The organism is Streptomyces fulvoviolaceus (genome assembly GCF_000718165.1).
Taxonomy (GTDB): Bacteria; Actinomycetota; Actinomycetes; order Streptomycetales; family Streptomycetaceae; genus Streptomyces; species Streptomyces fulvoviolaceus.
In genome coordinates this window covers 388730-407235 of the sequence record NZ_JOEY01000002.1, presented here as the reverse complement: position 1 = coordinate 407235, position 18506 = coordinate 388730, and the positions used below count along the sequence as shown (strand labels likewise).

17 protein-coding genes and 1 rRNA gene are annotated in these 18506 nt (G+C 68.9%); 7 read left to right on the top strand and 11 right to left on the bottom strand.

Annotated elements, in window-relative coordinates; all coding sequences use genetic code 11:
- Positions 1–91: ribosomal RNA gene (gene rrf / locus IG08_RS55640) — 5S ribosomal RNA — on the top strand; the annotation flags it as partial.
- Between the two features lie 71 nt (positions 92–162).
- Positions 163–699 carry a GNAT family N-acetyltransferase gene (locus IG08_RS0103845; protein WP_030596244.1) on the top strand — a complete coding sequence of 179 codons (537 nt, stop codon included), beginning with the start codon at positions 163–165 and terminating at the stop codon, positions 697–699.
- A 9-nt stretch (positions 700–708) separates the two neighbouring features.
- On the opposite strand, the gene IG08_RS0103840 is transcribed toward IG08_RS0103845, so the two are convergent.
- The 9 genes from IG08_RS0103840 to IG08_RS0103800 form a co-directional block, all read right to left on the bottom strand.
- Positions 709–2181 carry a type IV secretory system conjugative DNA transfer family protein gene (locus IG08_RS0103840; protein WP_030596242.1) on the bottom strand — a complete coding sequence of 491 codons (1473 nt, stop codon included), beginning with the start codon at positions 2179–2181 and terminating at the stop codon, positions 709–711.
- Between the two features lie 14 nt (positions 2182–2195).
- Positions 2196–3611: an ATP-binding protein gene (locus IG08_RS0103835; protein ID WP_030596239.1), complete on the bottom strand. Its 1416-nt coding sequence runs from the start codon at positions 3609–3611 to the stop codon at positions 2196–2198.
- A 10-nt stretch (positions 3612–3621) separates the two neighbouring features.
- Positions 3622–5181 carry an SCO6880 family protein gene (locus IG08_RS0103830; protein WP_030596237.1) on the bottom strand — a complete coding sequence of 520 codons (1560 nt, stop codon included), beginning with the start codon at positions 5179–5181 and terminating at the stop codon, positions 3622–3624.
- Positions 5178–6509 carry a hypothetical protein gene (locus IG08_RS0103825; RefSeq protein ID WP_030596236.1) on the bottom strand — a complete coding sequence of 444 codons (1332 nt, stop codon included), beginning with the start codon at positions 6507–6509 and terminating at the stop codon, positions 5178–5180. Before IG08_RS0103825 ends, IG08_RS0103830 begins: the two co-directional genes overlap by 4 nt.
- Positions 6499–7338 (bottom strand): hypothetical protein, encoded by an 840-nt coding sequence (locus IG08_RS0103820; protein ID WP_030596234.1) that lies wholly within the window; start codon positions 7336–7338, stop codon positions 6499–6501. The genes IG08_RS0103825 and IG08_RS0103820 overlap by 11 nt, the downstream gene beginning before the upstream one ends.
- Positions 7339–7511: 173 nt before the next feature.
- Positions 7512–7820 (bottom strand): hypothetical protein, encoded by a 309-nt coding sequence (locus IG08_RS0103815; protein ID WP_007383036.1) that lies wholly within the window; start codon positions 7818–7820, stop codon positions 7512–7514.
- 407 nt (positions 7821–8227) lie between these two features.
- The gene (locus IG08_RS0103810) at positions 8228–9535 is read right to left on the bottom strand and encodes a S53 family peptidase (protein ID WP_030596231.1); all 1308 of its coding nucleotides are present in this window, start codon (positions 9533–9535) and stop codon (positions 8228–8230) included.
- A 392-nt stretch (positions 9536–9927) separates the two neighbouring features.
- Positions 9928–11283 (bottom strand): S53 family peptidase, encoded by a 1356-nt coding sequence (locus tag IG08_RS0103805; RefSeq protein WP_030596229.1) that lies wholly within the window; start codon positions 11281–11283, stop codon positions 9928–9930.
- 272 nt (positions 11284–11555) lie between these two features.
- Complete coding sequence (locus tag IG08_RS0103800; protein ID WP_078655429.1) at positions 11556–12203, bottom strand: TetR/AcrR family transcriptional regulator; 648 nt, start codon at positions 12201–12203, stop codon at positions 11556–11558.
- Positions 12204–12284: 81 nt separating this feature from the next.
- Between IG08_RS0103800 and IG08_RS0103795 the strand changes: the two genes are divergently transcribed.
- Complete coding sequence (locus IG08_RS0103795; protein WP_052424470.1) at positions 12285–13226, top strand: oxidoreductase; 942 nt, start codon at positions 12285–12287, stop codon at positions 13224–13226.
- Between the two features lie 28 nt (positions 13227–13254).
- Here IG08_RS0103795 and IG08_RS0103790 read toward each other — a convergent pair whose 3' ends face one another.
- Both IG08_RS0103790 and IG08_RS0103785 read right to left on the bottom strand, forming a co-directional pair.
- Positions 13255–13629, bottom strand: a complete 375-nt coding sequence (locus IG08_RS0103790; protein WP_030596223.1) for a VOC family protein — start codon at positions 13627–13629, stop codon at positions 13255–13257.
- Positions 13622–13873 carry a DUF397 domain-containing protein gene (locus tag IG08_RS0103785; RefSeq protein WP_030596220.1) on the bottom strand — a complete coding sequence of 84 codons (252 nt, stop codon included), beginning with the start codon at positions 13871–13873 and terminating at the stop codon, positions 13622–13624. The genes IG08_RS0103790 and IG08_RS0103785 overlap by 8 nt, the downstream gene beginning before the upstream one ends.
- A gap of 189 nt (positions 13874–14062) precedes the next feature.
- Here IG08_RS0103785 and IG08_RS0103775 point away from each other — a divergent pair, with 189 nt between their 5' ends.
- The 4 genes from IG08_RS0103775 to IG08_RS0103760 all read left to right on the top strand — a co-directional run bounded on the left by IG08_RS0103775 (position 14063) and on the right by IG08_RS0103760 (position 18453).
- Entirely contained in the window at positions 14063–14794 is a 732-nt protein-coding gene (locus tag IG08_RS0103775; RefSeq protein WP_030596218.1) for a trypsin-like serine peptidase, read from the top strand.
- A gap of 22 nt (positions 14795–14816) precedes the next feature.
- On the top strand, positions 14817–16475 hold the full coding sequence (locus IG08_RS0103770; protein ID WP_030596216.1) for a serine/threonine-protein kinase: 1659 nt from the start codon (positions 14817–14819) through the stop codon (positions 16473–16475).
- A gap of 113 nt (positions 16476–16588) precedes the next feature.
- Complete coding sequence (locus IG08_RS0103765; protein WP_078655437.1) at positions 16589–17533, top strand: C40 family peptidase; 945 nt, start codon at positions 16589–16591, stop codon at positions 17531–17533.
- A 212-nt stretch (positions 17534–17745) separates the two neighbouring features.
- Positions 17746–18453: a phosphatase PAP2 family protein gene (locus IG08_RS0103760; protein ID WP_030596212.1), complete on the top strand. Its 708-nt coding sequence runs from the start codon at positions 17746–17748 to the stop codon at positions 18451–18453.
- The last annotated feature ends 53 nt before the right edge of the window (positions 18454–18506 follow it).

Here is an 18506-nt window from a genome sequence, read left to right as displayed (position 1 = left end):
GCCCGGTTACATTCCGAACCCGGAAGCTAAGCCTTACAGCGCCGATGGTACTGCAGGGGGGACCCTGTGGGAGAGTAGGACACCGCCGAACAAATTTTGAGAAAACCCCCGTACCGTTTATTCGGTACGGGGGTTTTCTGCGTTTCGGATACGGTGGTTCGCATGAACTACAAGATCCGTTCCATACACGCGGACGAGTGGGCCGCGGCGAAGGAGCTGCGGCTCGTTGCGTTGCAGGACCCCGTTGCGCATCTCGCTTTCCTTGAGACGTACGAGGCGGCCGTTGCCAAGCCGGACTCCTTCTATCAGGAGCGGGCCGCGGGAGCCGCCGAGGGCGCCGAGGGGGCGCAGCAGATCATTGCCGAGGGTCCGGACTGCGAGTGGGTCGGGACGGTGACCGTGCTTCTTGAGGAGCCTGGGACGACGGACTGGGCCGGCTTCCAGGTCGAGCAGAAGCAGGGGCACATCGTCGGTGTGTTCGTGCGTCCGGAGGTCCGGGGGATCGGGCTGACCGAGGTGCTCTTCGACGCGGCCCTGGAGTGGGCCTGGGGGCGCGGGGCCGAGCGGGTGCGGCTCATCGTGCACGAGGACAATGCGCGGGCCCGGCGGTTCTACGGCAAGGTGGGCTTCGCGCCCACTGGGGTCGTCGTGCCGCTCGGCGACTCCGAGGAGCTGGAGATGGTGATCGAGCGGTCGTAAGCCCGCTTGCTACACCGGGAGTTCCGCGTCCGGCCAGCGGCTGCGGGCCTGTTCCCGGGACCGGAGCAGGGCCAGGGTCGGCAGGCCCCGGTCCGCTCCGGCGGCCAGCAGCTCCGGGAGCTGGGGAAGCGGAGCCACGGCTGCGACGTCGTCCAGGACGAGCGTCAGTGGTGGGTCGAGGCGACCGGAGGATGACCGTTCGGCCATGTGCCGGCCGCGCTCGACCACGCTTGAGGCGAGGGCCGTCAGGAGTGGCATGGCACCCGGGTTGGTCCTGGGGTCCTCGATGGATTCACCCACCACATAAAGCGTGCCCCCTTCGTCCACGAAGGAATCCAAGGCGAGGGCATCACTTCGGTTTGGAGTGCAGGCCTCTCGGATGTTGACCGTGAAGAGCGCCGAGAGGGCCCTGCTGGTCAACTCCTGGGCGATGTCGCGTCGTTCGGGGTACGCGGTGAGCGCGGCCTCGAGTTCGCCTGCCGCGCCGGGGGCGGCCTTGGGGTTCGTACGGAGGGTTCGTACGGCGTCCTGGACCTGGGTGCCCTGGGTCCAGCGGTGGACGTGGCGGATGGTGCGGGCCTCTATGGCGGCGGCGTGCAGGTAGCTCCGCAGGAGCGTTTCAGCGGTTTCGCTGACCGCTTGGTCGAGCCGGGAGGTGGGGCGAACGGGGGCCAGCAGAGCGGCTGCTCGTGCCTTGGCTGTGGCCTTGTCCTCGCAGCCTGCCGTGGGCGACCAGTGGAGGCGGGCCGGGGTGTCGCAGCGGTGGGTGGGGTCGTAGACGTGGACCGGGCCCAGTTTGGCTCTCGCGTCCTTGGTGTCCTGCCAGATGGCGGGGTTCGAGGTGATGACCAGGGTGGGGCCCGCCGCGTCTCGGATGGCTTGGGTCGCGGTCGCGTGGCGGGTTTCCGGGGGGGCGTAGTGCACCGCGCCTTCGGTGCGGTTCGCTTCCCACCCAGCCACCCGTTTGCTGTCGGCCAAGACGTGGGGCGAAGAGACCGGTGGTGCCGTTTCCTTCAGCATCGTGGTCGGTTCCGGCTCCGCGCGCGGCTCCGGCACCTCGTGGACCACGGGGGCCGGCGCCGGGGCTGCCGCAGCGGCCGTCTTCTGGTCCGCCCGGCCCCGCGCCCGCACTTGCCGCCACCTCGCCAGCGTCCCCATCACGAACACCGTCAGAACGACCAGGACCATCAACTGGCCGATGAACAGGCCCCAGAAGAGGCCGTAGCCGGAGAGTTGGGCGGCCGGGGTGTCCGGCCAGGCGCCGGCGATGTCGTGGGGGTCGCCGATGAGGTGGCGCATGGCCAAGGGGGTGCGGGTGAAGGTGAGGCCCTCCGGCCAGGAGCCGTTGGCGAACCAGCCCGCCAGTCCCGTCGCCGTCCAGACCAGCAGGGTCATGCCGAGGAGGAAGGCGAGTATGCCGATGAGCAGGCCGTCGGGGATGCCTCCCTGGGCGTCCTGTCGGTGGTCGTGCGGTTGTCTCACGCCTCCTCCTAGACCTACGCCACCGTCGACTCGGAGTCGCCGAGGTGCTGTTCCACGAAGGCCGCGGCCCGTTCCTCCGCCTCCAACTCGGCGGCGCGCAGGGCGTCGTCGGTCAGATCGCGGTCCCTGGACGACTCGGTCATCGCGCGGTCGGTGAAGACCAGCGCGCGTTCGGTCTCGGTGACCAGGTGTTTGACCACCTGGACATTGCCGTTGACGTCCCACACCGCAATGCCGGGAGTGAGGGAGGGGATGATCTCCACCGCCCACCTGGGCAGGCCCAGCACCCGGCCCGTCGCTCGCGCCTCGTCCGCTTTCTGGGCGTAGATCGTCCGGGTCGAGGCCATCTTCAGAATGGCCGCCGCTTCCTTTGCAGCCGCGCCGTCCACCACGTCGCTCAGGTGGTGCACCACCGCCACGAAGGACAGGCCCAGCCGGCGGCCGAACTTCAGGAGCCGCTGGAAGAGTTGGGCCACGAAGGGGCTGTTGATGATGTGCCAGGCCTCCTCGACCAGGAAGATGCGCTTCTTCCGGTCGGGGCGGATCCAGGTGTGTTCCAGCCATACACCGACGATCGCCATCAGGATCGGCATGGCGATGGAGTTGCGGTCGATGTGGGACAAATCGAACACGATGAGCGGCGCGTCGAGGTCGATGCCGACCGTTGTCGGGCCGTCGAACATGCCGCGCAGGTCACCGTCGACCAGACGGTCCAGCACCAGCGCCACGTCCAGGCCCCACGCCCGTACGTCCTCTATGTCGACGTTCATCGCCTCGGCGGACTCCGGCTCGGGGTGCCGTAGCTGCTCGACGATGTCGGTGAGGATCGGCTGGCGCTCGACGATCGTCTCGTTGACGAAGGCGTGCGCGACCTTGAGCGCGAAGCCGGAGCGCTCGTCGAGGCCGTGACCCATCGCGACCTCGATGATGGTCCGGAGAAGGGCGAGCTGTCCGGTCGTCGTGATCGCGGGGTCGAGCGGGTTGAGGCGGATGCCCATGTCCAGGGCCGCCATCGGGTCGAGGCGGATAGGAGTTATCCCCAACTCCTGCGCGATGAGGTTCCATTCACCTGCCCCGTCCTCGCCCTGTGCGTCGAGGACGACGACCTGGCGGTCGCGGAAGCGCAGTTGTCGCAGGATGTACGTCTTCTCCAGCGCCGACTTGCCGTTGCCGGACTCCCCGAGGACCAGCCAGTGCGGTGCCGGGAGCTGCTGGCCGTACAGCTGGAAGGGGTCGTAGATGTAGCCCTTGCCGGAGTAGACCTCGCGGCCGATGATGACGCCGGAGTCGCCGAGGCCGGGGGCGGCGGTCGGGAGGTAGACCGCCTGGGCCTGGCCGGTGGAGGTGCGGACCGGCAGGCGGGTCGTCTCGATCTTTCCGAAGAGGAAGGACGTGAAGGCCTCGGTGAGGATGGACAGCGGATCCCGCATGCGGCGGCCCCTACCTTCGAATGCCGGTGGCGAACGGGAGCGTGTTCACGAAGGCGCGATGGTGCTCTCTGTCGCACCACTCCAGCTTCAGGTACGACTTTCCGGCCGAGGCCCGGATGGTCCGCTTGTCGCGGGCCAGGGCCTCGGGGTTGCGGGAGGAGACGGTGATGTAGCCGACGAGGTTGACGCCGGCCGCACCACTCGCGAGGTCTTCTCCTCGCTGGTCCAGGCGGTTGTGGGAGGCGATGTCGCGGGGGTCGACCGTCCGGTTCATCTTGGCGGCTCGGGACGCCTCCGCCTCGTCGTTCGTCTTCTCGGTCAGCATGCGCTCGATGGCGACCTCGGTGGGTTCGAGGTCCATCGTGACGGCGACGGTGCGGATGACGTCCGGGGTGTGGACCAGCAGGGGCGCGAGGAAGTTGACGCCCACCGGGGTCATCGGCCACTCCTTCACCCAGGCCGTGGAGTGGCACCAGGGCGCGCGGGTGGAGGATTCGCGGGTCTTCGCCTGGAGGTACGTCGGTGCCATGGCGTCCAGCTCGGCCGGCCAGGCGTTGCGCTTGGTCATCGCCTGGATGTGGTCGATGGGGTGGTCCGGGTCGTACATGGAGTGGATGAGGGAGGCGAGACGGCCCTGGCCCAGGGGCTGTCGTACGCGGATGTCCGCCTCCTGCAGGCGTGAGCAGATGTCCGTCAGCTCGCGGGCCATGACGACCGCGAGGCCCGCGTCCCGGTCGAGCTTGCGGCCGGCCTGCGGACGGGCCGCGCGGGCCATCGCCTGGGCCTCGGCGGCGAGTTCGCGGGTGAAGTGCATGCAGGCGACGAGGTACGCGCGGTGCTGCTCGCTGCTCGTCGACACCATCGACTGCAGTTGGTCGTACGACGACTGCAGCCAGGGCAACGCCTTCTCGTCCCCGCGCATGGCGACGTCCTTGGCGTGGGCGTCGGGGTCGGCGGGGAGGGTGCGGGCGAGCATCTGGATGCGGGTGACGAAGCCGTCGCCGTTGGCCACGTGCTTGAGGAGGGTGCCGAAGCGGTCGACGAGGGCTTCCTGGTCCTCGGAGTCGCGCAGACCGACGCCCGGGCCCTCGATCTCGATCGCGGCGGTGACCATACGGCGGTCCGCGTGCAGCAGTACGGCGATCTCGTCGGGGCCGAAGGGTGCTGCCAGCCAGGTGATCCGGCCGATCCCCGGCGGCGGGCCGATCTCGACCTCGCGGCCGTCGAGATGCGTGCCGGCCTCCACCACGGAGGAGCGGTATGTCGTCCCCTGGCGCAGGGTCCGCTTGAAACTGCGGTTGATCTCGAACCACTTGTAGAACGTGCGGCGCTTGTACGGCACGTAGACCGCGGCCAGCGCGATCAGAGGGAAGCCCATCAGCAGCACGATGCGCAGGGACAGCACCGGGACGATGAGCCCGCACATCATGCCGAGGAACGCGCCGCCGATGATGAGCGCGATCTCGCCGGTTTCACGATTCCGGCCGACGATCGCGTTCGGCCGGGCGCGGCCGATCAGATATGTACGGCGGGGCGTGACCGGATGGGACACGTGGGACTCGGTCGTCAACGCCCGTCACCTCCTGTGCGGTTGGCGCTGCTGTTGCGGTTGTTGCCGGCGTGCGGGCTGTTCACCGGATTGCTGGAGCGGGGTGCGGGGGCGGCGGAGGGGACAGATCCGCCGCCTCCGTTCGAGTTGCGCTGGCTGTGGGCGGCGACTCCGCCGGATGCGGGGTTGCTGGGGCGGGCACCGGATCCTTGGCCTCCGCCGCCGTTGTTGTCGGCTCGGCTGCTGTGGGTCTTGATGCCCTGCGCGACCAGCGTCGCGGGGGAGCTGATGACGGCCGCGGCCTTGCCTTCGGCGCCCTGCATGATGCGGTTGCTGCGGGAGTTGGCGATCTCGTCGCCGAAGCCCGGGACGAAGCGGTAGATCATCGCGCTGGCGAAGATCGCGAGCAGGATGATGGCGAGGCCGGAGACCACGGCGGAGAAGGCGTCCGGGCCGTCCTCGGAGGAGAGCGCGCCTGCGAGGCCCAGCACGATGACGATGACCGGCTTGACCAGGATGACCGCGATCATGATGCCCGCCCAGCGGCGGACGTGGCCCCACAGGTTCTTGTCGACGAGGCCGGCGTAGACGACCGTGCCGAGGAGGGCGCCGACGTAGAGGAGGGCCGCCCTGATGACCAGCTCCAGCCACAGGACTCCGGCGGCGAGGATGCTGACCAGGGAGACGACGATCAGCATGATCGGGCCGCCGCCGATGTTCTCGCCCTTCTCCAGGGCGCCGGAGAAGGTGCCGAAGAAGGTGTCCGTCTGGTCGCCGGTCGTCTTCGCCAGGACCTCTGAGACGCCGTCCGTCGCCGATACGACCGTGTAGAGGATCAGCGGTGTGAAGGCGGAGGCCAGGACCGTCAGCCAGAGGAAGCCGATGGCTTCGCCGATGGCGGTGGTGAGGGGGACACCTCGCACCGCCCGCTTGGCCACGGCGAGCAGCCAGAGGAGAAGGGTCAGGATCGTCGACGCCGCGAAGACGACGGCGTACTGCTGGAGGAACTTCTCGTTGGTGAAGTCGACGTTCGCGGTGTCTTTTACGGCCTCGCTGAGCTTGTCGACGGTCCAGGCGGCGGCTTTGGCGCAGCCTTGGGCGAGGGAGGAGAGGGGGTCGAGGGTGGAGGTGGGGTCGAGGGTGGTGGAGCCGCCTGAGCCGGAGCCGCTGTCGTCCTCGCAGTACTGCTTGGCGGGGCCGATCAGAAGGTCGCACGGGTTGTTGCTCGTCGTGGGCGTTGGCGTGGGCGTGGGTGCCGCGGCGGCGCGGGTGGCCAGTAGGACGGCGGTTGTCTGTACGGCGGCGACCAAGCCGGTGAGCTTGAGCCCGCGGTGACGGCTACCGGGCATACGTGAACCCTCCGTACTCCTCGATGGCCTTGCTGATCTCGTCCGAGCTGGCGGCCTGGTCGTCACCCGGTACCGGGGCAGGGCCGTCCTTCTGGGTGTCGGTGACGATCTTCCAGTCGCCGTCGACCCATTGGAGGTCGAAGGTCCAGGTCTTCCACGTCGAGCTGACGGGGTCGGTCGAGGACGCCCCGGACATGCCGATGAGGCCCATGTACCAGACCGCGACCTTGGAGCTGCTGTCGCTGAACGTGGTGGCCTTGGTGCCCACGGGAATCGTGCGGGAGACGAACGTGCTGCCCTCGGGGGCGTTGCCGTTCGCGTCGAGGCCGAGCTTGCTGAGGAAGTCCGCCGAGTACGCCTGGTCCATGGCGCCCTGGAGTTTGGCTGCCGCGGTGGGTGTGTAGATGGCGTCGACGATGCTGTGTCGGCTGTCCTTGTTGAACATGCCGGTGGAACCCAACGTCACCGCATAGTTGGCCGCCGCACTCTCCGCCCCCTGCTGATCCTGCGCGAACCCCGTCGGAATCCCACCCGCTTTCGACGCCACCGGCGACTTCCCGCTCGCCGCCGTAGAAGCAACCTCCGGCTGCGATCCCGCTCCCTCCGACCCCGAAGCGGAATCGTCTCCTCCACGGTTCGCGAAGGCGATCGCGGCGATGAGGAGGACGATGACGCCGACGACGGTGATCAGGGAGCGGGACGATGAACGGCCGCCCCGTCGTGCGCCGCCGTACACGTCGCCGTTGCCGCCGGGCAGGTGGGTGCGGGTCTGGCCCGTACCCCCGTAACCCCCGGAGGTCGTCGTGTCCTGCTCGTCCCCGAGACTCATGCCGCGTACGCCCCCTCGACGTCGTGCGGAAACACGTAGGAGTACGACGGTAGCCGTGCTGGTTCCCGCGCGGGCGCGGTGTGGAGACTCGACATCAGGGAAACGCAACCTCAGCCGGTGGGCACGACGGGCGGGTGGGGTAGAGGGGGAACCGGGTGGTGAACGGAGAGGGCCTAGACGGCCATGCCGTACACGATGGTGAACAGCGTGCCGAGTGAGCCGATGATGAAGACGCCTGTCAGGCCCGCGATGATGAGGCCCTTGCCCTGCTCGGCGCTGAAGGTGTCCCGCAGGGCGGTAGCACCGATGCGCTGTTTCGCGGCGCCCCAGATCGCGATGCCGAGGCAGAGCAGAATGGCGACTGCCATGACGACCTGGATCATCGTCTTCGCCTCGGTGCCCAGCGCACCGAAGGGGCCCCAGTCCGGAGCGATCCCGCCGATGATGGTGTTGATGTCTCCCTTGTCGGCCGCAAAGAGCATGTAAGTCACCGCCCCTGGTGGGTAGTTCCGCTTCCCCTGCAGGTGCGCAGAGGTCAGGCCTCATTGTCGCCGACAATTCTGCCGTCGTATGTCGACTTGGCGTCTTCGGTTGGCGGGTTTCGTACGAATGCTTGTCTGGTCACTCTGTGTATCACGGCATGTCACGCCGAGCAATGAGGTTTGGGCGAAACCTGTCGTGTGGTTCCGTCGTTGTCCTCTTCTACGGCCTGCGGCGCTTCTGGCACCGATGTTCTGCGGGTGAAGGCTATCCCGAGGTGATTCCCGATGTGATTTCCGGTGCGCTTCCGGCATGACGAACGGGCCGCGGCTGGTTGCCGCGGCCCGTTCTTTCCCCATCCGCCGGCGGGCCCCCACGGCCCGCTGTGACGAGATCTGGTGACTGAGGGTCAGCCGGTGAAGGCGTCGATTCCTTCCGGGGTGCCCCAGCCGGTCGGGCCGTCGTAGCCGGTTCCGGCGGTGCAGTAGTAGCTGGTGGAGCAGGTGCCGTTGTTGCCCGAGGTCACGTCGTTGAGGGCCGAGGTGCCGGCTGCGGCGTACGGGTACGAGGCGGGGTAGTCACTGCTGCCCGGCGTACCGGCGAGGGCGTAGACGCCCGCGATGATCGGGGCGGAGGCGCTGGTGCCGCCGAAGGTGTACCAGCCGGCGGTGACGCCGTAGGAGTCGTAGACCGAGACGCCGGTGGCCGGGTCGGCGACGGCGGAGACGTCGGCGATGGTGCGCTTGGTGCAGCCGGTGTCGGTCTGCCAGGACGGCTTGGCGTCGTTGGTGGAGCAGCCGGAGCCGGGGCCGGAGACGCTGCCGTCGGAGTTGGTCTGGTACCAGACCTTCTCGGTCCAGCCGCGGCTGGCGGAGGAGGTGCTGAGCGAGGTGCCGCCGACGGCGGTCACGTACTTGGAGGCGGCCGGGTACTCGGTGCCGTAGGCGTCGTCGCCGGAGCTGACGGTGATGGCGACGCCGGGGTGGTTGAAGTACGAGGAGTCGTAGCTCGTGTCCGACGACGATTCCGAGCCGCCGTAGGAGTTGGAGACGTACTTCGCGCCCAGCGTGACCGCCTCGTTCACGGCCGTGCCGAGGTTGGCCATGGTGGCCGACTTGGCCTCGACGAGCGTGATGTTGCAGTTCGGGCAGACGGCGCTGGCCATGTCGAGGTCGAGGGAGATCTCCTCGGCCCAGCCGCTGTCGCTGGAGGGGAGGGAGGTCGTCGAGCCGGTCTGACTGACCTTCTTGAAGCAGCCGTTGGCGGTGGTGCAGGCCGAGAGGCCGTAGTACGTACGGTACTTGGCGAGGTCGGCCTCGGCGTTGGGGTCGTTGTACGCGTCGACGATCGCGATGGTCTCGCCGGAGCCGTTGGAGGAGGCGGCGGAGGTGAGGCCGTAGGCCGACTGGAGGTCGCTGGGGCCGTAGCCGGAGGGGGTGGAGGCGTCGGCGGCCTTGGGGGTGACGCCGTCGGCCTTCGCCTGTGCCTTCTGGAACGCGGTGATGCCGCCCGTGATGCGCAGGGAGTTGCAGGCCAGTTCGCCGGCCTTCTTGGGGGTGGAGCAGGGGGTGGCGGCGTAGGTGACCTTCGATGAAGCGGTTGCCGCGTCCGCCTGGACCGCGGTGCCGAAGCCGGCGAGGACGAGTGCGGCGGTGGCGGCCGCGGCGGAACCTGTGCGGTTCCATCTGCCTCGTCTGGTGGGGGTGTTGGTACGCAAGGTGCAGCCTCCTGATGATGGTGGAACAGGGGCGGTGCGGGGTGCGTGCCGTCGGTGGGGTGTCCCCGGCGGCGGGCGGCGGCCCGGGATGACGGTCTCTTGTTGAGTACGTGACAACAAGACGGGTGGTGGAATCCTGGGGACAGCTGGTGGAATCCTGACTTCCGCCATACCGAACCGGGCCCCGGCCTTACTCGCCGATGGCTGCGGGATGGCCTGCGGGCGGCGGTTGCTTGACCCAACTCACAGGCGTCACACGAGGTTTGCGGATACGGCGAACGGGTCGCGACCGGCTGTCGCGACCCGTTGCCGTGTGTGCCGCCGAGGGAACCCCACGTTCCCCTTTACCGGCGGCTCCCCGTGACCCGACGGGGAGGATTCAGAGGAGTGCGTCAGCCGGTGAAGGCGTCGAGCCCCTCGGGGGTGCCCCAGCCGGTCGGGCCGTCGTAGCCGGTTCCGGCGGTGCAGTAGTAGCTGGTGGAGCAGGTGCCGTTGTTGCCGGAGGTCACGTCGTTGAGGGCGGACGTGCCGGCCGCGTTGTACGGGTACTGCGCCGGGTAGTCGCTGCTGCCCGGGGTGCCGGCGAGGGCGTAGACGCTGGCGATGATCGGCGAGGAGGCGCTGGTGCCGCCGTAAGTGTTCCAGCCGGTGCCGTCGGAGCCGTAGGAGTCGTAGACGGAGACGCCTGTGGCGGGGTCGGCGACGGCGGAGACGTCCGAGATCATGCGCTTGGTGCAGCCGGTGTCGGTCTGCCAGGAGGGCTTCGCGTCGTACGAGGAGCAGCCGGAGCCCGTGCCTTCCGTGCTGCTGGTCTTCCAGACGCTCTCGGTCCAGCCGCGGCTGTTGGAGGACGTGGAGAGCTTCGTACCGCCCACGGACGTCACGTACTTGGAGGCGGCCGGGTACTCGGCGCCGTAGGCGCTGTCGCCCGCGCTGACGGTGATCGCGACGCCCGGGTGGTTGAAGTACGAGGAGTCGTACGTCGAGTCGGAGGACTCCTCGTCGCCGCCGTAGGAGTTGGAGACGAACTTGGCGCCCAGCTTGACGGCCTCGTTCACGGCCGTGCCCAGGTCCTCCATGGAGGAGGAGTCCGCCTCGACCAGCAGGATGTTGGCGTTCGGGGCGATGGCGGAGACCATGTCGAGGTCCAGCGAGATCTCACCGGCCCAGCCGCTGTCGGCGGTGGGGAGGGAGGACGTGGAGCCGGTCTGGGAGACCTTCTTGAAGCAGCCGCTGGCGACGGTGCAGGCCGAGAGACCGTAGTACGAGCGGTAAGTGGCCAGGTCCGCCGCGGCGTTGGGGTCGTCGTAGGCGTCGACGATGGCGACGGTCTCGCCGGAGCCGTTGGAGGAGGCGGCGGAGGTGAGGCCGTAGGCCGACTGGAGGTCGGTCGGGCCGTAACCGGTCGGGGTGGCCGAGGAGGCGTCCGGCTTGATGGTCTTGGGCGTTACGCCCTTCAGCGCGGCCTGCTTCTCCATGTAGGCGGTGGTGCCCCCGGTGACACGGAGGGCGTTGCAGGCGGCGTAGCCCTTCTTCGGGGTGGCGTCACACGCGCTCTCGTACTGCACGTGGGCCTTGGCGACCTGGGCGGCGACGGTCCTGGCGCTGACCTTGTGCGGCGTGGGGGTGGCCGCGTCGGCCTGGGTCGCGATGCCCAGTCCGGCGAGGAGGAGGGCGGCAGTGGCCGTGGTGGCCGAGCCGATCCGGAGCCATCTGCCGGATATGTGGGGGGTGTTGGGTGTACGCAACGTACAGCCTCCTGAGAGTGGTTGCAGAGGCCTGCGGTGGGGGGACCACCGGTGAGGTTCCCGGTGGGGGCGGCGACCCGCGTCGACCTTCCCCTTGTTGAGTACGTGACAACAAGACGGGTGGCGGAATCCTGACTTCCGCAATACCGAAGGGGGTTGGGGGGTTACTCGCCGATGGCGGCCCGATGGGCAGCGAATGGTCACGGCTTGACCATCTACACGCGTTGCGCACAAGTTCCGGAGTGGACTCCGACAGCCGGCTCACAGCTCGCTCAGCGGGGCTTGAGGCCGTGGAGCAGGTGCTGGACCACTTCTTCCACGGCGGCCATGGCCGCGTCGGTGGCGACCATGTCGTTGGCGGTGAAGGAGGCGAGGCCGTGCAGGGCGGCGCCCACGACGAGGGTGAGGTGGGCGGGGTCGCCGTCGATGATCTCGCCGCGCTGCTGGGCGGCCGCGACGGCTCGCTCCAGATGGCCCACCGTGCGGTCGACGGCGGCCGCCATCTGCTCCGCGGCGTCGGGCTCGTGCTTGCGGGCGTACATGAGCTCCAGCAGCGCGGCGTTGTCGAGGGCGAAGCCGAGGTAGGCCCGGGCGAGGGCGGTGAGGCGGGGCTGGAACGGAAGGCCGGGGTCGTCGGCGGCGTCCAGGGCCTGGGCCATGCGTTCGTACCCGCTGAGCGCCAGGGCGTTGAGCAGGGCCTGCTTGTCCTTGAAGTGCCGGCCGGGGGCGGCGTGGCTGACGCCGACGTCCCGGGCCAGTTCGCGCAGCGACAGTGAGCCGACGCCCTTCTCGCGCAGGGTGCGCTCCGCGCTCGCGAGCAGGGCGGAGCGGAGGCCCCCGTGGTGGTAGGGGCGGGTCTCGGGCTGCGCGGTCTGCGCGGCGGGCTTCTCGGCGGTCTGCTCGGACTTCTCGGACTGCATGGGCACCATCGTATCCGGATGTAGGCGGCGCCATCATTGTTGTCATTGACAGCATTGTAGGCAACGCCTACATTGAGGGGCATGGCTGACAAGAGCAAGGGCACATGGAACGCGACCCACCTCCCCGACCTGACCGGCCGTACGGCCGTCGTCACCGGCGCCAACAGCGGCATCGGTCTGACCGCCGCGACCGCGCTGGCCGGAGCGGGCGCCCACGTGGTGTTCGCCGTACGGGACCCGAAGCGGGGTGAGGCGGCGGCGCGGACGGTGAACGGCAGCACGGAGGTGCGCCGCCTGGACCTGGCGGACCTGTCGTCCGTACGGGAGTTCGCGGCGGCCTGGGAAGGCCCGCTGAACCTCCTGCTCAACAACGCCGGCGTGATGATGCTCCCGCAACAGCGGACGCGCGACGGCTTCGAGATGCAGTTCGGCACGAACCACCTGGGGCACTTCGCCCTGACGAACCTGCTTCTGCCGCACATCACCGACCGGGTGGTCACCGTCTCCTCGGGTCTGCACAAGGGCGGCAGCGGCACCATCAACTTCGACGACCTGAACCTGGCGGCGAACTACAACCCGACCGGCGCCTACGCCCAGTCCAAACTGGCCAACCTGCTGTTCACGCTGGAACTCCAGCGCCGCCTCACGGAGTCGGGCTCTCCGGTCCGCGCCACGGCCGCCCACCCCGGTTACGCGGCCACCAACCTCCAGAGCCACGCGGCGAGCCCGGTGTCCCGCGTCTTCATGAAGATCGGCAACCGGTTCATGGCCCAGGACGACAGGGCGGGCTCCCTGCCGACCCTGTACGCGGCGACGCAGGACCTGCCGGGCGCCAGTTACGTCGGTCCCGACGGGTTCGGCGAGATGCGGGGCGCCCCGACTTTGGTGGGCCGCTCGGCTGCTGCGAGTGACCCGGCCGCGGCGAGGCGGCTGTGGACCGTATCGGAGGAGCTGACGGGCGTGGGCTTCCCGACGGTCACCGTGCCCGGGACTCCGACTGCCGCTTCGACGCCCGGCAGCTGATCGGCGTCCCCTGGGTGAACGCGGCGGCTCACGGCCAGGTGCGGGCCTGCGACTCGAAGAGGTCCGGGTCGCTGTGCACGGGGATCACGCACACCAGGTGGCCGCCGGGAGCGCGCAGTACGCGGCACTCCAGCCACTGAGCCACCTGTTCCGCGCCGAGGCTCAGCAACCGCTGTGTCTCGGCCTCCACGTCGTCGGACTCGATGTCCAGGTGGAGGCGCGGGGTGTCGTCGACCGCCTGCACCGCGGTGACCAGGCCGGGAAGCGCCTCGTGCAACACCGTGAACTGCTCCTCCGACGGCACGGGGTGGGCGGGTGCGCCGAGTGCCGCGGACCAGAAGGCTGCGGCGGCCTCCGGCTCGGGGGTGTCCAGCAGTACTGCGTACACACGGCTCTTATGCATACGGCTGACTCTGCGCCCCTTCGACGAAGTGATCGAACTCGCCTGCCTGTACGCCGAGTACGAAGGCGTCCCACTTACGGCGGCTCGTGGTGACCACGTTGTCGGGGTCGCTGGTCTCCCGGAGGTAGACGGGGGCGTCGCCGTCCTCTCCCTCCCCGAAGGCGATCTCGATCCAGGGACCGGGCCCGGTTGCCTCCGGCGGGGCGGCACGGGTCCAGGTGAGGTCGGAGGGGATGTCAGGCACGGTGGGGGTCCTTCATGAGTGCGGCTCCGATGGCCACCGTAACCCTGCCCTGGGCGCGGATGCGGTCGGTCTCTCCGTGCTGCGGGAGCTGGGGGCCTCGAAGGACGGGCAGTTGTTGTGGGCGGAGTGCGCCGGTTTCGAGTGAGGACCACAGCCATTTCTCACCTTTGTCGGCCAAGGTGATCCCCGATGAAGCGCACCCCTCACTTCTCCTTCTACGTCGCCACCGTCCTCCTGGCCGTCGGCTCGTCCTCCGTGGCCGCCGCCGACGACGGATCGGGGCCCCTCGGTGTCACGACCGTCGCCGCCCCGACGACGCAGGCCGCCCGGGTGGGGGCTCTGTTCGTCGGCGGCCGGCACTTCTGTACGGCGTCCGTCGTGCACAGCCCGCGCCATGACCTCATCGTCACGGCGGCGCACTGCCTGGACGGAGACCTGGACGACGACCTCGTGTTCGTGCCCGGCTATCGGAACGGCAAGGCGCCGTACGGGAGATGGAAGATCGAGCGGCGGTATCTGCCCGACGGCTGGGCCAAGGGGGAGGACGAGGACAGTGACGTCGCCTTCGCTGCCGTCGCCGAGCGGGGGGACGGGGAGGGAGTCGAGGACGTCGTAGGGGCGAATCGGTTCGTGACCGGGGTGGCGACCGGGGCCACGGCCGTCACCGTCACCGGGTATCCCTCCTCCCGTGATGTGCCGATCAGCTGCACCAACAAGCCGGTCGCGCACAGCCGTACCCAACAGCGGATCGCCTGCCCCGACTTCACCGGCGGTACCAGTGGCAGTCCGTGGGTGAACGGGGACGGACAGGTCGTCGGGGTGCTGGGCGGACATGAGGAGGGTGGGGCCACGGCTGACATCTCGTACAGCGTCGTGCTCGGGGCCGAGGCCGCCTCGCTGTACCGGGACGCCTCGAACTGATCTTTGTGGCAAGGTCTGTTCGGTGGACGCACTGAAGGATCGGGACCCCGCGCACATAGGCGCGTACACCTTGCTCGCACGGCTCGGTGCGGGCGGTATGGGACAGGTCTATCTGGCTCGGTCGCCCGGTGGGCGGCTGGTCGCGATCAAGGTCATCCGTGACGAGATCACCGACCACCCGGAGGCGCTCGCGCGGTTCCGGCGGGAGGTGGAGACGGTGCGGGCGGTGCGGAGCGCGTATACGGCGAACCTGATCGACGCCTCGCTGGAGGCGGCGCCCTATTGGCTGGCCACCGAGTATGTGTCGGGGCCGACGCTCAGCAAAGCGGTGGGGGAGCGGGGGCCGCTGCCCGCCGAGACGTGCCGTGGGGTGTTCGCCGCTCTGGCCGAGGGGCTCGCGGCCGTGCACGCGCACGGCGTCACGCACCGGGACCTCAAGCCGCAGAACGTCATCCTCGCGGCGCAGGGGCCCCAGCTCATCGACTTCGGGATAGCGCGGGGTGTGGGCCAGACGGCGCTCACCGAGGCCGGGTTCGCGCCGGGGACGCCCGGATTCACCGCGCCCGAAGTGCTGTTGCGCAATGAAGTGGGACCGGCGGCGGACGTGTTCGCGCTGGGGGCGACGCTCGCGTACGCGGCGACCGGGCGGGCGCCGTTCGGAATGGGTGAGCCCGCGGGGGTCAGCTACCGCGCTGTGCACGAGCCGATCGATCTCGCCGGTGTGGAAGCGGGGTTGGCGGCTCTCGTCGAGGCATGCGTGGCGAAGGATCCGGCGGCTCGGCCTGGGCTCGGGGAGGTGATCGCGCGGTGTGGGGTGCGGTCGGCGCTCGTCGAGGACGGCTTCTACGCGGGGCTTGCTCCTATGGCCGAGGTGGCGCCGCAGACGCCTGCGGCGCCTGTGCCGGTCGGTCCGCACGATCTGCCTACGGCCGGGGCGGCGTACGGGTACGGGTACACGCCCACTGAGCTGAGCCGGCCTACGCCGGTCGCGCGTCGGAGCCGTAGCACGCTCTGGTTGGCCGCAGCGGTGGTGGCGCTTGTCGCGGGGCTGGGGACGACGTTCGCGCTCATGTCGCGGGGGGACGACGAGGGCGACGATTCGGCCAAAGGGGGTGGCAAGTCGCCCACTCCGTCGGCCTCGAAGGCGGCGAAGGATGCTCCCGCCTATGCGGGGGACAAGATCGACCGTGCGCTGTGGAGCTCGGCGACACGTGAGTGCCAACTGCCTGCGGAGGAGCGGGCGAGTGGCGGGTTCATGGGCTCCGTGTCCGACCCTGAGCGTCCGGACGTCAGTTCGGAGAACCTCACCTTCGACGACAAGGTGAAGCTCGGGTTCCGCGACGAGGACGCGACCGGATCCGAGGAGCCGTACTACGTCACCGTCAGCGTCAAGCCGCCGCACGACATCGACCCGGACACCGGCAAGCCCATCGCGGGGCTGCTGAGCGACAACGCGAACATCGGCTACACGAGCAAGCCCATCGACCTGTACGGCGGCAGCGATCCGAAGGGCTGGAAGTACCTCACCTATCCGGACGACTTCAACTCCTGGATCAAGGGCAAGCCGGAAGCAGCCATCCCGCTGCTCAACGACCCGGGTGACTGGACCGTGGAGTTCCACCACATCCGCACCCCCGACGACTACACGAGCGTCATGTGCACCGGCTTCACGGTGAAATGACGCCACTCTCACCGGAAATAGCCTTGAACAGCGGCGATATGGGGGAGGGTTGAGCCGTGCGCAAAGTGTGGGTGGTCGGCGGTGCGGCGGTCGGGCTCGGTCTGAGCTTCGTCATGCTGCTCGTCGTCGGGGTGTACATCGTGGCCGGGAACCTCGCCAACGGTGTGGGCGGAGCGACCAAGGCCCTGGCGAAAGGGTCCGTGCCCGCCGCCTATCAGACCCTCGTGCAGAAGTGGGGCAACATGTGCTCCGCCATCAACCCGGCCCTGCTCGCCGCCCAGCTGTACCAGGAGAGCGGGTTCGACCCGGACGTGACGAGCCACGCCGACGCGCGCGGCATCGCCCAGTTCATCCCCAGCACCTGGGCCACACACGGAATCGACGGCGACGGGGACGGCGACCGCGACATCTGGGACCCGAATGACGCGATTCCGTCGGCCGCGTCCTACGACTGCGAGCTCGCGAAGTACGTCAAGGACGTGCCCGGGGACACCACGAACAACATGCTCGCCGCCTACAACGCGGGCGCGTACCGCGTCATAAAGGCGGGTGGGGTTCCGGCCATCAGCGAGACCCAGAACTACGTCAAGACGATCCGCACCCTGGAAGACAGCTTCGCCGCCCCCACCACCCGGGTCGACCCCTCCAAACAAGCCGCCGGTGCCATCTACTACGCCCAGAAGAAGCTCGGTACGCCCTATCTCTGGGGTGGGACCGGTACCGACGCGCAGGGCGGGCGGTTCGACTGTTCGGGGCTGACGCAGGCCGCGTACGAGAGTGTCGGGATCACGCTTCCTCGGGTCGCCAACGATCAGTACAACGCGGGGCCGCATCCGGCCAGGAGTGAGCTGCTGCCCGGCGATCTCGTGTTCTTCTCGGAGGACCTCACCAACTCACGGGCCATCCACCATGTCGGGATTTATGTGGGCGGTGGGTACATGATCGACGCGCCGAGAACGGGTGCTGTGATCCGGTTCGACCCGATCGACACCGCTGACTACTTCGGCGCCACCCGGGTCACCGAAGATGGCGCGAAAGCGCTCCCCACGACGGTGTGACCGAGGGTGGAACCTACCCCCTGAGCTGCAGTGATGTGTCTCTCTTCGATAACGTCTGAGTGATCATTCAGTGGAGTGTGGAACGTAATAACGGGGGCCGTGCGTTCCTGGAGACGTAGCCGAGCGGAAGCGGATCTACACACCACGGGGGTGGCAGCAGCGGCGTGCGCACAAGTACGCCGGGAAAATGACGACGAAGGGGCCACAGCACCATGGCTGGACTCGCCGCATCCGGGTCGAACCCTGACGTCGACCTGCTCTACGACATCAACGGCCTGGCCAAGGACGCACCGCAGTGGTTCGACCGGGTCATGGAGTACGTCGGTGAGTACGGGATCCTGCTCGCCATGGTGCTGCTCGTCCTCGCGTGCTGGTGGTCCGTGCGGCGGCGTGGTGGGCAGGATGCCGCCCCGTCCGTGGCCGCGCTGGTCTGGGCGCCGCTCGCCGCCGGCATCGCCGTGCTCGTCAACGTGCCCATAAGGGGCTTCGTCGAGCGGCCCCGGCCCTTCCTCACGCATGAGGGGCTCGACGTGCTCGTCGACGGCAAGACCGACTACTCGTTCGTGAGCGACCACGCCACCATCACCATGGCCATGGCCGTCGGACTCTTCGTCGCCAGCCGGAAGTTCGGGCTCTTCGGGATCGTGCTCGCCCTGCTCGAAGGGTTCTGCCGGGTCTACATGGGGGTGCACTATCCGACGGATGTCGTCGGTGGGTTCGCGCTGGGGACGGCTGTCGCGCTGCTGCTGTCTCCCCTTGCCATGGCCCTCCTCACCCCCGTCATGAAGGCCGTCGAGCGGTCTCCGAAGGGGGCGTGGCTGATCCGCGCGCGAGGGCGGGGCACGGGGGACGGACAGGACGCGCTGATTCCGGAGGCGCGGACGGAGAGCGCCGCCGAGGAGCGGGATCTCGCTGCGTAGGCGCTCCGCTGGTTGTGCGGCTTGTTTGTCCGCGGGCCGGTGGGGGCTGGTCG

Coding starts and splice junctions, on each gene's coding strand:
- IG08_RS0103845 (WP_030596244.1), top strand. CDS start 163: ATGAACTACAAGATCCGTTCCATACACGCGGACGAGTGGGCCGCGGCG.
- IG08_RS0103835 (WP_030596239.1), bottom strand. CDS start 3,611: ATGCGGGATCCGCTGTCCATCCTCACCGAGGCCTTCACGTCCTTCCTC.
- IG08_RS0103825 (WP_030596236.1), bottom strand. CDS start 6,509: ATGCCCGGTAGCCGTCACCGCGGGCTCAAGCTCACCGGCTTGGTCGCC.
- IG08_RS0103820 (WP_030596234.1), bottom strand. CDS start 7,338: ATGAGTCTCGGGGACGAGCAGGACACGACGACCTCCGGGGGTTACGGG.
- IG08_RS0103815 (WP_007383036.1), bottom strand. CDS start 7,820: ATGCTCTTTGCGGCCGACAAGGGAGACATCAACACCATCATCGGCGGG.
- IG08_RS0103800 (WP_078655429.1), bottom strand. CDS start 12,203: ATGCAGTCCGAGAAGTCCGAGCAGACCGCCGAGAAGCCCGCCGCGCAG.
- IG08_RS0103795 (WP_052424470.1), top strand. CDS start 12,285: ATGGCTGACAAGAGCAAGGGCACATGGAACGCGACCCACCTCCCCGAC.
- IG08_RS0103790 (WP_030596223.1), bottom strand. CDS start 13,629: ATGCATAAGAGCCGTGTGTACGCAGTACTGCTGGACACCCCCGAGCCG.
- IG08_RS0103775 (WP_030596218.1), top strand. CDS start 14,063: ATGAAGCGCACCCCTCACTTCTCCTTCTACGTCGCCACCGTCCTCCTG.
- IG08_RS0103765 (WP_078655437.1), top strand. CDS start 16,589: ATGCTGCTCGTCGTCGGGGTGTACATCGTGGCCGGGAACCTCGCCAAC.
- IG08_RS0103760 (WP_030596212.1), top strand. CDS start 17,746: ATGGCTGGACTCGCCGCATCCGGGTCGAACCCTGACGTCGACCTGCTC.